The following is a 14,630-nucleotide window of genomic DNA, read 5'->3' on the forward strand; positions in this document are numbered from 1 at the left end:
CTCGGCAGTCTTTTTTATGTTATACAGCAGGCGGGAAAAGCTGATCCACCGTTTCTTTCGTTTCTTTCAAAATTTCATGTATGTAATCTGCAGATGCCTGCTCCATGCTGCTGAACAAAAGCCGTTCGACAGGCTGAACGCCAATAAAATTGAAGACTTCAGTATCGGTTGTCATGTGATGGGAGGAGGTGGAAATCTTATTGGAATTAAGAAAAGTCCTCGGTGCATCGTGGGTGTTGATAATGACACCTTTTTTGTGCCGAAGCAGATTTTCAATCTCTCCATCCTCACTGATCTGATAAGCAAAACCTTCAGAAAAGACGCGTTCTACATATCCTTTTAGCATAGCCGGCAAGCCTGTCCACCATATTGGAAAAATAAACGTCAGCACATCCGCTTGCTGAATCAGCGTCTGCTCTCTTTGAATGGCAATCGGGACATCATCGCATTTGATGGCAGCCTTTTCTGCAATGGTGAGCTCTGGCGAAAAACCTAGGGCATAGACATCACGAACAGTCACTTTATGACCATTGTTCAATAGAGTGCTCACAACAAGATCTAATAAGGTTTGATTTAAGCTTTGCTGGGGATGAGCAAATATGATTACATGGTTCATCTCATAGCCTCCTATGTGGTCATCTGTCTCATTATGTCACGCGGCATTATCCTATTCAATCCTATATTGGTAATAACAAGTTGGGAAAATGGAAAATAATTGATCGTCATAAAAGTAAACAGTGCGATTTGTACATGTGTAAAGGAAGAAAAAGCGATCGTTTCTAAGAAAACGATCGCTCATACACTTTTATTTCTTTCTAAAAGCAAGTCCAAGTGCAATCAGTGCCACGACTAGAGCAGCAATGGACAGACCAAGGACAAGTGGTGAGGAAGAAGCAGTGGCTGTTTCAGAGGCCTTTTCTTCTTTTGGTTTTTCCTGGCCATGTGAATCCGTTACAGTATTAGATGCCACAATGTTTGTGATGGAATGAGGTTTATCAGCATCTTTATCGCCAGTCCATTCAACGACTGTTCCATCCTTATAATATTGATACGCATCCCAAGCAGCTTCACCTGCTTTTTCAGGGTTTTTCGCTACAAAAACGAATTGCTGGAATTGTCCAGCAAGCACACCTTTACCTGTTGCTTCCCAAGTCACTCTTGTTGCCTTGCCATCTTTCTCTTCAGTTGATGTTTTCCAGCCAGGTACTGGCTCATATTGCTGGAATTCTACGCCTTTAGGAATTGTCACGACAACCTTAGTCGTCGGGCTGTCACTCTCAGAAGGAACCTTTAATGTATAGGTCTCCCAAGCATTTGTCGCAGATGTATCAGGCTTGACTGTTACGTGCGCACTCACAGGAATCGCCAATAAAAATGAAGCGAGAAGCATTGGTAATAAAGCTTTAACGTATTTTTTCATATGTGATAACTCCTTTTAGTTTCTTCTAATAAATGTGGTATCGATATTCTTAAAAGAACCAGTTAACGCATGGATTTCAATTTTCCATGTGCCTTTTTCATTTAATAAGAGATTTTCAGCAGAGAAATGACCATTTTTTAATCGTTTCAGCTGAAATTCACTCGGTGTCTCGTCACCGAATAAAGCCACCTTATGGATCTTGGCTGTTACAGATTGAATATCAGTGATCGTTTCGCCATTCTTCTTTGTAAATGCCACTTCGAATGAGTTTTTCCCCGGGGCATTCGGAGTAATGCTCAAGGACACAATATCACGATGCTCGACCTGATTTGCGCCAAAGAAGGGCTCTGGTGCAGGCGGAGGAGGGCTCGGAATATTGGTAAAGACAGCCGTTAATAACAAAATGGCGATCCCGAACATCCATTCAGCTCGTAAGGAAATGCTGCGTTTCTGCTTCTTTTCCCATCTCAGCATCAAGTAATGCATAAGCCCAAGAAGGCCCATGATGATAAATAAACCAAGCTTGATTAAAAAGGTGCGTCCGTATGCTGATTGGAAAAGAGCGTCAAACGATTGCAAAATAAAGATCGCATTCACAAATCCTGAAAACACAATGAGTCCAACAGAGAGCAGTGCCCAAGGATGAAATGCTGCTAGCGTACTCCGAATGAGCGGCTGATCTTCATTTGGCAGTTTCCTCATTAATAGAAGGACAATGGCTGTTAAACCACCGACCCAAATCGAAGCAGAGACGAGATGGATGAAATCAAGTGATGTTGTGAGTATTTTATTGTCTGTTGCGGCTGGATGTCCGATTTGTGCCTTCAGCCAAAGAAGCACTATGAAGAGAAGCAGTGGAAACAGCCAAACTCGAAAAGAAGAGAAATCCCCTTTTCTCACCGCCACAATCGTCCAGATGGTGAGAAGAACAAATGACGCCATAAGCATCATCCAAAGACTACCGCCAGAAGTGGACGCAATCGTTTCTTGTAAAAGCGAAGGCTGAAATGCCCCCCAAAAGGACACGTCTGCCGCTGATTTTGTCTGAATCGGCAGCTGGAACACAAGTGCTCCGCCCATCATGATCAATGACACGGTCAAAAGCCGCTTCATTCGTTTCTCCAATACAGGTGAAATCGTATTCTTAAACCAAAGCAGTCCAAACAAAATGGTCCCAAGGAATAAGCTGAATGACGTATAAAGAAAGGCTTTATCAATAGTTGAAGCCATATCTATGGATTCATCTGTTTGGCCTTGCTCTAATTGGTCAAAACCGCCATCCGCTTTTCCAATACTAAACGGAATCATGCCAGAGACAGAGTGTCCGTCCGCTGATACCGCATTCCACTGAATGGTGTAAATCCCTTTTGGTAAATTCTTTTTTAAAGCTGCTTCCATGATCTTTTGATCTTTAATGACCGTATCTCCTTTATCCACACGATCACCTTTTGCATTTAACACCTTAATGGCATGAAAGCCGCTTTCAATTCCTTCACTAAATATGATCGAGACTGAAGGAGGCTGCTGATCCAGCTCTTCATTTGCTGCTGGGTTCGAGCTCACGACGTATGCGTGAGCGAATGCTTCCTTTGGAATGAAAAAAGCGAACATGACCATAAGAAGCAGAAGCCACTTACTATTTTTAAACAAGGTGAATAACCGCCTTTCTACCTATGAAAATGTCTCATGTATCAGAAAGAAAGCGGCAGTAAACTGTGAGTCACAGAAAAAACCGCTCTTCCTATTGTACCGCCCTCTTTAAAAGGTAAACGAAACAAACAGCAAGATGGTTCACTTTTTCTGTGTCATGTCTGCGCAGACATTTCTTAATTGAATAGGTTTGATCAATTATAAGCCTATTCGATTTAAGAAGAGGAAACAAGAAGAGACCATTTGAAAGTTGTGAAATTCCCATGAATTTTGTTTCAAAACAACGGCAGATCAACCTTTTCACCTCTTTTGTATTGGGATCTGAAGGTATTTTCACATCATTTTTCAATTTTGTCACACACTATGTGACAAAGTGACATTTAGTTTCAATTGAAGAGAAAGTGAAAGCGTTTTACGATAGGCATAAGGGCTTCACTGAATCTTGTTCTTATATCTTTTGACCTATAAAGCCCTAAATAAAGGGAGAGAAGAAAGGAGTTTTCATAGATGCAGGAAAAAAGCGGATTTCGAGTAAAAGTACAGCGCTTTGGAAGCTATTTAAGCGGTATGATCATGCCGAATATTGGAGCGTTTATCGCTTGGGGACTCATCACCGCATTATTCATTCCAAGTGGTTATTTTCCAAATGAACAATTAAATACACTTGTTGGTCCAATGATCAACTACTTGCTGCCGCTCTTAATCGGTTACACAGGCGGGAAGCTCGTATATGACCATCGAGGCGGGGTACTCGGTGCAACCGCTACGATTGGGGTTATTGTCGGTTCGGACATCCCAATGTTTTTAGGCGCAATGATCATGGGACCGCTTGGCGGTTATCTCATTAAGAAAATCGACCAGCTGTTTAAAGACCGAATCAAATCAGGTTTTGAAATGCTGATTAATAACTTTAGTGCAGGTATTCTAGGTGCCATTTTAGTCGCCATTGCTTTCTACGCCATCGGTCCAGTGGTATTAGGCCTGAATAAAGCCCTTGCGGCAGGTGTAGATATCATTGTCAATGCACATTTACTTCCGCTGGCAAGTATCTTCATTGAACCAGCGAAAGTATTGTTCTTAAACAATGCAATTAACCAAGGAATTTTAGGTCCATTAGGGGTGGAGCAAGCGGCGAAGACAGGCCAGTCCGTTCTGTTCTTGCTTGAAACAAACCCAGGACCAGGTCTAGGTGTTCTTCTAGCCTACATGTTCTTTGGGAGAGGGACTGCAAAGCAGTCTGCACCGGGTGCGATTGTCATTCAATTTTTAGGGGGAATCCATGAGATTTACTTCCCATACATCTTAATGAAGCCAAAGCTCATTTTGGCGGTTATTGCTGGGGGAGCAAGCGGCGTTCTGACCTTTACACTGTTAAATGCAGGCTTAAAGGCTGTGCCGTCACCAGGAAGTATTATCGCTCTTATGCTCATGTCACCAAAAGGCGGCCACCTTGCTGTTCTAGCAGGTGTTGTCGTGGCAGCTGTTGTATCGTTCCTTGTCGCTTCTGTCATTTTGAAAGCGTCTAAAGCAGTGGACGAAGACTTAACAGCAGCAACTGAAAAAATGCAAGACATGAAAGGCAAGAAAAGTGCAGCAGCAGCTGCTCTTACAGCACAAAAAGAAGGTGCTGAAGCAAGCGAGCAAGCAGCATCTCCAGATGAAATCAATCCAGATAACGTGAACAAAATCATCTTTGCCTGTGATGCAGGAATGGGCTCAAGTGCGATGGGTGCGTCCGTTTTAAAGAATAAAGTCAAAAAGGCAGAGCTAGATATTGATGTAACAAATACATCCATCAGCAACATCCCAGATGATGCCGATGTGGTCTTTACTCATAAAGATTTAACAGATAGAGCCAAGGCAAAACTGCCAGGAGCTGTCCATATCTCAGTTGATAATTTCTTAAACAGCCCGAAATACGATGAGCTGATTGAGAAATTGAAAAAATAACATGACGAAACGGGTTGAGTCCAATTTTTCCTAATTGAACTCCCCGTTTTGGTTGTTTTCTGATTTTCCATTCTAAAAAAGGTGTGTGATCTTTCATGAAACAAGTACTTTCAAAAGACAATATTTTTCTAAACGAACAAGCGGGCTCTAAAGAAGAAGCCATTAAAAAAGCAGGCGAAGTCTTAGTGGCAAACGGTTATGTCACAAGTGATTATGTGGACAAAATGTTTGAAAGAGAAAATATTTCTTCTACATTTATGGGCAACGGAATTGCCATTCCTCATGGAACAGAGGATGCGAAAGCGGCTGTCCTTCATTCAGGAATTTCCATTATCCAAATTCCAGATGGCGTTGAATATGGCGAGGGGAATATTGCCAAAGTTGTATTTGGTATCGCTGGTAAAAATAATGAGCATCTCGATATTCTTTCTCAAATTGCGATTGTCTGTTCAGAGGAAGAAAACGTAGAGCGTATCATTCATGCAAAGGATCAGGATGAACTGATCGCCATCTTTAACGAGGTGAACTAACATGAAGGCACTTCATTTTGGAGCAGGCAATATTGGCAGAGGATTTATCGGATCTTTGTTAAAAGCATCAGGCTTTGAGCTCGTTTTTACCGATGTAAATGAAGCGGTGATCAACGAGCTGAATGAAAAAAGAGAATACACAGTGGAACTCGCAGCTCCAGGGCAGCAGCAAGAAGTAGTCGGTCCTGTGTCCGCCATCAATTCCGCAAAAGATCCAGCTGCATTAACTGAGGCAGTTGCAACAGCTGACCTCATTACAACAGCTGTTGGACCAGCTGTTTTGAACATCATTGCTTCATCGATTGCTGAAGGTTTAAAACAGAAAAAGCCTGATCATATCATCAACATTGTGGCGTGTGAAAATATGATTGGCGGCAGCTCTCATTTAAAGGAAGCTGTTTTCTCTCATTTAACAGCTGATGAACAAGAAGCGCTGTCACACACAGTTGGTTTTCCAAACGCTGCGGTTGACCGCATTGTCCCCATTCAGCACCATGAGGACATTTTGAAAGTATCAGTCGAGCCATTTTTCGAGTGGGTCATTGATGAGACAGGCTTTATTGGAGACGTTCCTCAGATCGATGGAGCGACCTTTGTACAAGATTTAACGCCTTATATTGAGCGTAAGCTCTTTACTGTCAACACAGGACATGCACTAGCTGCTTATGTAGGGTACGAGAAAGGCGTTCAAACGATTAAAGAAGCTGTCGATACACCAGAGATTCGTCAAGTGGTCGAAGGTGCACTACACGAAACGGGCAGTTATTTAATCGACACCTATGGCTTTCAAAAAGAAGAACATGATGCGTATATTCAAAAAATCATCAAACGATTTGAAAATGCCTTTATCTCTGATGAAGTCACGCGCGTCGCACGTTCTCCGCTTAGAAAGCTTGGAGCAAATGACCGTTTAATCGGTCCAGCGAAAAAAATCAGACAGCCACAGTATTTAATTAAAGGCATTGTGGCAGCTTTGGCTTACGACTTTACTGAAGACGAAGAAGCTGTTCGTCTGCAGGCATTAAGAAAAGAAAAAGGCATTGAAGGTGTGCTGGAAGAGGTATGTGGACTCTCGCCAGCAGACGATCTTTATCAAGCCATTCTTAAAGAAGCAGCTCATTAATCAGAAAATCCCTTTCCATTGTGAGAAAGGGATTTTTTCAATGACTTTTTTAATACTTTTCCCTGCATGACGATATATAAAGTAAGGGGGAATTTGTACATGAAAAAGAAAGCGTTTGCGTCAAGAAGTGTCTTTTTTCAATTAATGTCTGCCATTATCGTGATCACGATTTTAACAGGTGGACTAGTTGGAACAACGGGTTATTTGTTAGCGAAACATGTCTTAATTGATGCAGGGAAAGCAGATTTAAAGCACATCGTCAGCGGAGCGATGGCCACACTTGAACAGTTGAATGACCGTGTGGAGAAAAAAGAACTGACGCTTGAGCAGGCGCAAGAACAAGCCCGGCTTTACTTGAGCGGGCCCAAAAATGACAACGGGAAGGGATACCAATCTCAAAAATCAGATTTTATCTATAAAAATAAAGGCTATCTGATCGCTTATGGCACTGACTATTCTACCCAGGTTCATCCTGTCAACGACATCGGTGTCATTCCAGATAACACGACCAATCGTGAAAAAATGGTCGCTGGCGCCAATGCAAAAGGCGAGGATGCACACTATGTGACCTATATGGATAAGGACGATGCAACCGGCGAAGAAAAAGAAAAGCTCGCCTATATGAGCCAGTTTACACCGTGGAATTGGAGTGTAGGTATCGCTGTCTTCCAGGACGAATTTTATAAAGAATTAGAGCAGATGAAGCTTTATATTATTCTCATTACAGCGGGTGTCGCCCTTCTGAGTCTAGGCGTCTTTTATTTAGCTGCTCGAGGAAAAGTCAGACTGCTGAAGCAAGTCACTGCTGCTTCAAAGGAAATTGCGGCGGGGAATATTGAACGCACGAGCTTAAAGGAAACAACGGATGAAATCGGACAGCTGGCAAAAGGCTTTAACCATATGTCAGGAGAGCTCAGAACACTGGTGAGCGGTTTACAGGAAACGAGCAGTCAGCTTGTTGAATCAGCGACAGATTTATCGGCGATATCTGAAGAAACCTCAGCCAGCAGTGAAGAAATTGGACGAGCCATCGGAGATATTTCGACTGGAACACTTCATCAAGCATCTGATCTTGAAGAAGCCAATCAACAAATGACCCAGTTTAATCAATCGATTGAGAATGTCAAAGAACAGAGTGATCAAATTAAACGGATTTCCGACCAATCGAGTCAATCATCACAGCAGGGCCAGCAAATCGTACAGCAATTAAAACAATCGAATGAACAATCGATTCAGGCGTCTCAAGGCATTAGAGCAGGAATCGAGCAGTTAAGTACAAAAGTACAGGATATCTCTCAAATCACAGATACGATTGAGAGCATTTCAAATGAGACGAATTTACTGGCACTGAATGCAAGTATTGAGGCAGCACGTGCAGGAGAGCATGGCAAAGGCTTCTCAGTTGTGGCGAGTGAAGTGCGGAATTTAGCTGAACAGACAAAACAATCAGCCGTTCAAATTCAGCAAATGATTCAAGGCATTAAAGAAGAAACGACGGCAACAGCCGGCATCATGTCGAGCACAATGGATCGTTTTGCCGAGCTGGATGAAGCAGTGCATGCAACAGAACATGAATTCAATGCCATCTCTACATTGATTTCACAAACCATCGTTGAAACAAACGCGATGGCAAAAGAGCTGAATACACTGCTGGAGCAAAACGACCTCATCACAAAAGCCATGCACGGCGCAGCACATGTTTCTCAAGAAAATGCGGCGGCGATCGAGGAAATCACTGCATCCACAGACGAACAAGTGACAGCCATTTCTAATGTGGCAAAAGCAGCAGAAAGACTTAATGAGCTTAGCATGCGATTGAATCAGGACATTGCGCGTTATCGTCTGTAAATCATTTTGACGATGTATCACTTGTCAGGTACGATGAAGTTAATCAAAACCTTGCTCACGCAAACAAAAGGAGTGTTTCGGTCATGAAAAAGAAGATATTAATGTCCTTATCTTGTGGCTATGGATACTCCACTGCTGTTTTCTTTTAGGATAGATAGAAATTGGTGAAGTCTGTCTACCAAATGAAGAAACAAGCAGAAAAATAAACGTGAGTGAGGGATATAACATGGAAAAAATCACGAGAAAAAACCCAGAAAGTATGCCGAAACCTGTTGGTCACTACAGTCATATCACAAGGGTGCCAAAGGGTGCGGGATTATTTGTTACATCGGGTCAGGTAGGGACAGATATAGATGGGCAGATCCCATCAAGCTTAAACGACCAAGTAACGAATACGTTTGAAAACATTAAAAAAATCCTTGAATCAGAAGGATTGAATGAAGAACATGTGATCAAGGGTCAATATATGGGCAACAGAAGAAATCGACTGGGACCATCTATATCCTCAGTGGGATACGATCTTCAAAACAGCTTACCCATCAATGACGATTGCTTATGTATCAGCTTTAGGATGGCCGGAGCTGAAAATTGAAATTGAATTATGGTGTGCGGATATATGATTCAAAAAAAGAACAGTGAAAACTGTTCTTTCAAATTGTTGACAAAGGGCTAAAATGATCTTGATTTTAGCCCTTTGTCTTCTTTTCAGCGTGATAGAAAACCTTTGAAGTCTAGGAAGGACGAGTACCGGCTCGGAGCGAATTTGACATTCGTGAGCACCGGCACGCAGACGTGACACAGAATGCGAGGGTTTGTCTACACGCTGAGCCGCTTTGTGATCCATCCAGCAAGGAACGTAAAGACGGTGTAGACGATGACCCAAATGAGAAAAGATACATTCCCGCCAATAGAGGTGAACATGAAGATCAAGCTTGCTAACAGCACAATCAAAGTAGGCATCCAAACATTCTTCAAAAAGAGCGTGCCCAATATGCCAATCAGCACAGAGATAATAGGAAAGCCAAATACAATGAATAGAATAAAAACAGCCATATTGCTAACTCCTTTTAATAAGTGTTTACATCAAAACATAAAAGACCGAAGCAGCCATGTGCGGAAGTGCAAAAATCATCACAAGAAAAGCCGTATCAAGGCGCCACATTCGGTGTTCTTTTGTTTCAGAATGATAGGCTGCTCGTGTCTCTTCTCCACTTGTCCAAGCACCCATTAGCACCCCAGACATCACGACCCCAATAATAGAAATCCCGCCGCTGACAAACCCAATCCATTCAAGGTGCTGCAACATCATAGCGGCGCTGCAAATCACAATCATTGAGCAAACACCGGCGAAAAAAGCATGTTTTTTTCTCATTCTGGTTCACTCCCTTCAAAGCCCATTAGGAGACCGCATCACATATTTCAATGAAATGACCATCAGGATCAGACACATAAGCGACCGTTTGACCCCATGGTTTTTTTGCAGGTTCTTTGATGATCGAAACCCCTTTTTCCTTCATTGATGCAATCGTTTGCTCCACATCATCCACAACAAAGCCAATTTCAAACGTTTGAGACGCTTGATTTGCATCAGGAAAGGCAATCCGAGTGCTTCTTTGACATCCTGGCGTGAATTAATCGATAACGTCACGTCTCCAGTATCAAACTCAACATAGGATTCAACCCTCAATTTTATTGGGAAACCAAGTACTTGCTGATAGAAATGAATACTCGCCTCCACATCGTTTACATATAAAATGGTATATTTCATTTTCATGTGAAAAACTCCTCTCTTCATATACGTGTCAAAAACGGAAAGGTTTCCCACTCATTGTACCATATAGGATATAAGGTATATTTCATGCCAAAAAAATCAAAATATTTAGCTCAATAGTCTTGAAAAACAAAAAGTGGTGACATATGATAAAATTGTAAAATTAGAAAAAATAGGGGGATCTTACATGTTGAAAAAAATCATGGTGGCTGTCTTGTCTTTAGGTCTTTTACTAAGCTTTACACAAGTCGACACCCACACAGCAGATGCAAAAACGGTCAAGTCTTACAAAAATTGCAAAGCACTGAACAAAGTATATAAAGGCGGCGTAGCAAAAAGCAAAAACACGAAAAACAAAGGCGGAAAAACAAAGTACAAGCCTTATGTATCAAAAGCACTTTATCAAAAAAATATGCGGCTTGACCGCGATAAAGACGGCATTGCGTGTGAACGCTAAGCACATGTGAAAAGACCTGTAATAAGGTCTTTTTTCTATGGGATCAAACTCGTCCCTTTGTGCCAGCTTCCTCTTTATATTAAAATAAAGATAGTTTCAAAAATCGATACAAAGTGGGGTACTCAATTTGTCAACACAAGCTCATAAGAAAGACATCCGATTGATTGCCATTGATATGGATGGCACGCTGTTAAACAGTGAGCACATCATTCCAGAGGAAAATAAACAAGCCATTAAAGAAGCTGAAGCAAAAGGGGTCCATGTGGTCATTAGCACAGGGCGGACACTGATGACATGCCGAGAGCTGGTTGAGCCGCTCAAGTTATCGTCTTACCTCGTGACAGCAAACGGAAGTGAAATCTGGGATTCAAATTTTCAGCTGATCGAACGAGATCTGCTGCATCCTGATCACGTCCAAATGATGTGGGATTTAAAAAATAGGTACGAAACCGATTACTGGGCTTCGACTGTGGATAAGGTGTGGAGAGGTGAATTCCCTGAACGGATTCATGACCATGAATGGCTGAAATTTGGCTTTGATATTCATGATGATGACGTTCGTGAGGAAGTACTCAATACATTGAAAACAAATAAGCACCTAGAGATCACAAACTCAAGTCCAACGAATATCGAAGTGAATGCAGCCGGCATTAACAAAGCGGCAGCTCTTGCAAAAGTAGCAGAACGCATTGGCTGTACGATGGACAACGTCATGTCACTTGGCGACAGCCTCAATGATATGGCCATGATTCAAGAAGCCGGATTAGGCATTGCGATGGGAAATGCCCAGGAAGTGGTGAAAGAGGCCGCTGATTGGATTACGGCTCCTAACACAGAACACGGCGTTGCAAAAGCCATCCAACATTGGGTGCTGTCTAAATAAAGTGCACTTCATTACAAGAAAAAGTGAGAGGACTTTGCCTCTCGCTTTTTTTGTTTTCTCCTAGTTCGAATGTTATGTTTTCTGCCAATTTCATGTGCAGTCTATCCAAAGTTGGTATAATCAATATAAATTCGAATATTCGAACTTTATATTCCGTATTTCGGAACAACAAGGAGGGATTCTATGTATCAAGTGGATATCAACTGTGATTTGGGAGAAAGCTTTGGTCAATACACAATCGGTGCAGACGAACAAATCTTAGAATATGTCACCTCAGCCAACATTGCTTGCGGTTTTCATGCAGGAGATCCAACGGTCATGAGAAAGACAGTTAGAATGGCACTGGATAAAGGGGTTAAAATTGGTGCGCATCCGGGTTTGCAAGATTTGGCCGGCTTTGGCAGACGTCCAATGGCTATCTCCGCAGAGGAAGCCTATGATCTTGTCATCTATCAAATTGGCGCTCTATCAGCCTTTCTCAAGGCCGAGGGCGGTACGATGCAGCATGTCAAACCACACGGCGCCCTCTACAACATGGCGGCTAAAAATACTGAATTATCTGAATCAATTTCGAAGGCTGTTTATGATGTGGACCCAAACCTTGTGTTATTTGGTCTGTCAGGCAGTGAACTTGCGTTAGCAGGTGAACGAATAGGTCTTCAAGTGGCACATGAAGTTTTTTCTGATCGGACGTATCAAACAGACGGGACGCTGACATCCCGCCGCGAACCACATGCACTCATTGAAGAGGATGAACGGGCCGTCCACCAGGTTGTTCGTATGGTGAGAGAAGGCAGGGTTCGTACAGTTCAAGGAGAAGATATCGAGCTCAAAGCAGATACGGTCTGCATTCACGGAGACGGCAGCCATGCGCTTCAATTTGCAAAAACCATTACAGCGAAGCTAAAAGAAGCCGGGATTCATCTCAAGGCCTTTCAATAAAAATCGTCATCAAAGGGGGAAACAGCATGAAAACAGAGAAAGTCAAACACATGAAGGCACCAAAGGGGAATCGTTCTATGCTGATGGGCGCTGCCTTTTTAATGGCGACGTCCGCGATCGGACCGGGATTTTTAACACAAACAACCGTCTTCACACAGCAGCTTGCGGCTAGCTTTGGGTTTGTCATTTTGATCTCAATTTTATTAGATATTTTTGCACAAACAAATGTATGGCGCATCATTGCGGTTTCAGAAAAACGAGGTCAGGATATAGCGAATATGGTGCTCCCGGGTCTCGGGTATGTGCTGGCCTTTTTGATTGTCATTGGAGGACTTGCCTTTAACATCGGAAATATCGCTGGAGCTGGTCTCGGTTTTCAGGTGATCTTCGGTGTCGATCCGCGAATCGGCGCAGGGATCAGTGCTGTGATTGCCATTCTCATCTTTGTGATCAAAGAGGCTGGGAAAGCGATGGACCGTTTTACGCAGGCGGCAGGCTTTGTCATGATTGGCCTGATGCTGTACGTGGCGATTTCAACAGCGCCGCCAGTTGGAGAAGCAGCCGTGAGAACATTTGTCCCAGAGACGATTGATATTTTATCCATTGTGACACTTGTGGGCGGAACGGTAGGCGGCTATATCGTCTTTGCTGGCGGGCATCGCTTGCTGGATGCAGGTATTAAGGGGAAGGAAGCACTGCCGCAAGTGACGAAAAGCTCTATTTTCGGTGTGTTAATTACATCTGTCATGCGTGTGGCACTCTTTCTTGCCACATTAGGAGTTGTCTCAAAAGGCTTGCAGATAGATCCATCCAACCCGCCTGCCTCTGTTTTTCAATTAGCTTCAGGAAATATCGGATATAAAATGTTCGGGATTATTATGTGGGCTGCGGCGATTACATCCGTCATTGGAGCAGCATACACATCTGTTTCTTTCTTCAAAACCTTCTCACCAAAAATTGAGCAAAACCAGCGTGGTATCATCATTGGCTTTATTGCCCTCTCGACCCTTTGTTTTATTACGATCGGAAGACCAGTGAACATCTTGATATTAGTTGGAGCGATCAATGCATTGATTTTGCCGCTCGCCCTTGGCACATTACTCGTTGCGGCGTATAAGAAAGACATTGTCGGAGATTATCGGCATCCATTCTTTTTGACAGTGACTGGTGCATTTGTTGTGGTCATTATGGCGATGATGGGCGGCTATACCATCATTAATGAAATCCCGAAACTATGGAGTTGATTCAGATGAATACTTATCAAACATATGAGCCATCACAGATGAGAGAATTGATTCGCGAAAAAAAGATCACAGGACCAACGGCTGGCTTTGCAGAGGGGTTTGCTCAAGCCAATTTAATGATTGTCAAAAAGGAACTTGCCTTTGATTTTCTATTATTTTGTCAGCGGAATCCGGCTGCATGTCCCTTGCTTGATGTACTGGACCCAGGTGATCCAGTGCCAAGACGGTCTGCGCCTCAAGCGGATATTCGTACGGACTTTCCTAAGTACCGTATTTACCGAAAAGGGATTCTTGAAGAAGAGGTGACAGATATCACTGCTTATTGGGAGGATGATATGGTTGCCTTTCTCATTGGATGCAGTTTTACGTTTGAGCACGCGCTTATGCTAAATGACATTCCTGTCCGCCATATCGAAGACGGTCATAACGTACCCATGTATCAAACGAATATAGCTTGTGAAAAAGCAGGAGTCTTTCATGGCCCGATGGTGGTCAGCATGAGACCCATTCCGGCGCATCAAGTCACAAGAAGTGTTCAAGTGACATCTCGATTTCCATCAGTCCATGGCGGACCGATCCATATAGGGGACCCAGCGGTGATTGGCATTTCCGATATAGGTCAGCCTGACTTTGGAGAACCATCTGTGATCAAAGAAGGAGAAGTCCCGGTGTTTTGGGCATGTGGTGTGACGCCGCAAGCCATTGTCATGCATACAAAACCCGATATTGCGATCACTCATGCACCCGGTCATATGTTCATCACAGATCGAAGAGATCAAAAGCTAGGTGTACTGTAGAAAGAGAGGTGTTCT

General features: G+C 43.0%; 14 protein-coding genes and 2 pseudogenes. 10 read left to right on the forward strand and 6 right to left on the reverse strand.

Annotated features, from left to right (window positions below):
* Positions 1 to 19: 19 nt before the first annotated feature.
* The 3 genes from MHH65_RS02195 to MHH65_RS02205 all read right to left on the reverse strand — a co-directional run bounded on the left by MHH65_RS02195 (position 20) and on the right by MHH65_RS02205 (position 3,070).
* Positions 20 to 616: an NAD(P)H-dependent oxidoreductase gene (locus tag MHH65_RS02195; protein ID WP_268414496.1), complete on the reverse strand. Its 597-nt coding sequence runs from the start codon at positions 614 to 616 to the stop codon at positions 20 to 22.
* Between the two features lie 189 nt (positions 617 to 805).
* Positions 806 to 1,420, reverse strand: a complete 615-nt coding sequence (locus MHH65_RS02200; RefSeq protein ID WP_342497891.1) for a DUF1775 domain-containing protein — start codon at positions 1,418 to 1,420, stop codon at positions 806 to 808.
* 15 nt (positions 1,421 to 1,435) lie between these two features.
* Positions 1,436 to 3,070, reverse strand: a complete 1,635-nt coding sequence (locus MHH65_RS02205; RefSeq protein WP_268414498.1) for a copper resistance CopC/CopD family protein — start codon at positions 3,068 to 3,070, stop codon at positions 1,436 to 1,438.
* Between the two features lie 507 nt (positions 3,071 to 3,577).
* Here MHH65_RS02205 and MHH65_RS02210 point away from each other — a divergent pair.
* The 5 genes and pseudogenes from MHH65_RS02210 to MHH65_RS02230 all read left to right on the forward strand — a co-directional run bounded on the left by MHH65_RS02210 (position 3,578) and on the right by MHH65_RS02230 (position 9,141).
* Positions 3,578 to 5,020, forward strand: a complete 1,443-nt coding sequence (locus MHH65_RS02210; protein ID WP_034283798.1) for a PTS mannitol transporter subunit IICB — start codon at positions 3,578 to 3,580, stop codon at positions 5,018 to 5,020.
* A gap of 95 nt (positions 5,021 to 5,115) precedes the next feature.
* On the forward strand, positions 5,116 to 5,550 hold the full coding sequence (locus MHH65_RS02215) for a PTS sugar transporter subunit IIA (protein ID WP_012008933.1): 435 nt from the start codon (positions 5,116 to 5,118) through the stop codon (positions 5,548 to 5,550).
* A 1-nt stretch (position 5,551) separates the two neighbouring features.
* The gene (locus tag MHH65_RS02220; RefSeq protein WP_264316037.1) at positions 5,552 to 6,673 is read left to right on the forward strand and encodes a mannitol-1-phosphate 5-dehydrogenase; all 1,122 of its coding nucleotides are present in this window, start codon (positions 5,552 to 5,554) and stop codon (positions 6,671 to 6,673) included.
* A gap of 99 nt (positions 6,674 to 6,772) precedes the next feature.
* Complete coding sequence (locus tag MHH65_RS02225) at positions 6,773 to 8,521, forward strand: methyl-accepting chemotaxis protein (RefSeq protein WP_041116683.1); 1,749 nt, start codon at positions 6,773 to 6,775, stop codon at positions 8,519 to 8,521.
* A 226-nt stretch (positions 8,522 to 8,747) separates the two neighbouring features.
* A pseudogene (locus MHH65_RS02230) lies at positions 8,748 to 9,141 on the forward strand (RidA family protein).
* Between the two features lie 196 nt (positions 9,142 to 9,337).
* Here MHH65_RS02230 and MHH65_RS02235 read toward each other — a convergent pair.
* The 3 genes and pseudogenes from MHH65_RS02235 to MHH65_RS02245 form a co-directional block, all read right to left on the reverse strand.
* Complete coding sequence (locus MHH65_RS02235) at positions 9,338 to 9,574, reverse strand: DUF2651 family protein (RefSeq protein WP_041116688.1); 237 nt, start codon at positions 9,572 to 9,574, stop codon at positions 9,338 to 9,340.
* A gap of 25 nt (positions 9,575 to 9,599) precedes the next feature.
* Complete coding sequence (locus MHH65_RS02240; RefSeq protein ID WP_041116690.1) at positions 9,600 to 9,893, reverse strand: DUF5316 family protein; 294 nt, start codon at positions 9,891 to 9,893, stop codon at positions 9,600 to 9,602.
* 25 nt (positions 9,894 to 9,918) lie between these two features.
* Positions 9,919 to 10,295: pseudogene (locus MHH65_RS02245) on the reverse strand (VOC family protein).
* A 184-nt stretch (positions 10,296 to 10,479) separates the two neighbouring features.
* Here MHH65_RS02245 and MHH65_RS02250 point away from each other — a divergent pair.
* The 5 genes from MHH65_RS02250 to MHH65_RS02270 all read left to right on the forward strand — a co-directional run bounded on the left by MHH65_RS02250 (position 10,480) and on the right by MHH65_RS02270 (position 14,615).
* Complete coding sequence (locus MHH65_RS02250) at positions 10,480 to 10,749, forward strand: excalibur calcium-binding domain-containing protein (protein WP_080769491.1); 270 nt, start codon at positions 10,480 to 10,482, stop codon at positions 10,747 to 10,749.
* Positions 10,750 to 10,876: 127 nt separating this feature from the next.
* Positions 10,877 to 11,632, forward strand: a complete 756-nt coding sequence (locus tag MHH65_RS02255) for a Cof-type HAD-IIB family hydrolase (RefSeq protein ID WP_024425552.1) — start codon at positions 10,877 to 10,879, stop codon at positions 11,630 to 11,632.
* 183 nt (positions 11,633 to 11,815) lie between these two features.
* The gene (locus MHH65_RS02260) at positions 11,816 to 12,574 is read left to right on the forward strand and encodes a 5-oxoprolinase subunit PxpA (protein WP_098677285.1); all 759 of its coding nucleotides are present in this window, start codon (positions 11,816 to 11,818) and stop codon (positions 12,572 to 12,574) included.
* 26 nt (positions 12,575 to 12,600) lie between these two features.
* Positions 12,601 to 13,818, forward strand: coding sequence for an NRAMP family divalent metal transporter (locus tag MHH65_RS02265; RefSeq protein ID WP_041116696.1), 1,218 nt, complete (start codon positions 12,601 to 12,603; stop codon positions 13,816 to 13,818).
* Between the two features lie 5 nt (positions 13,819 to 13,823).
* The gene (locus MHH65_RS02270; protein ID WP_041116698.1) at positions 13,824 to 14,615 is read left to right on the forward strand and encodes a putative hydro-lyase; all 792 of its coding nucleotides are present in this window, start codon (positions 13,824 to 13,826) and stop codon (positions 14,613 to 14,615) included.
* The last annotated feature ends 15 nt before the right edge of the window (positions 14,616 to 14,630 follow it).

The sequence above is a fragment of the Bacillus sp. FSL L8-0654 genome (genome assembly GCF_038629965.1).
Taxonomy (GTDB): Bacteria; Bacillota; Bacilli; order Bacillales; family Bacillaceae; genus Bacillus; species Bacillus safensis.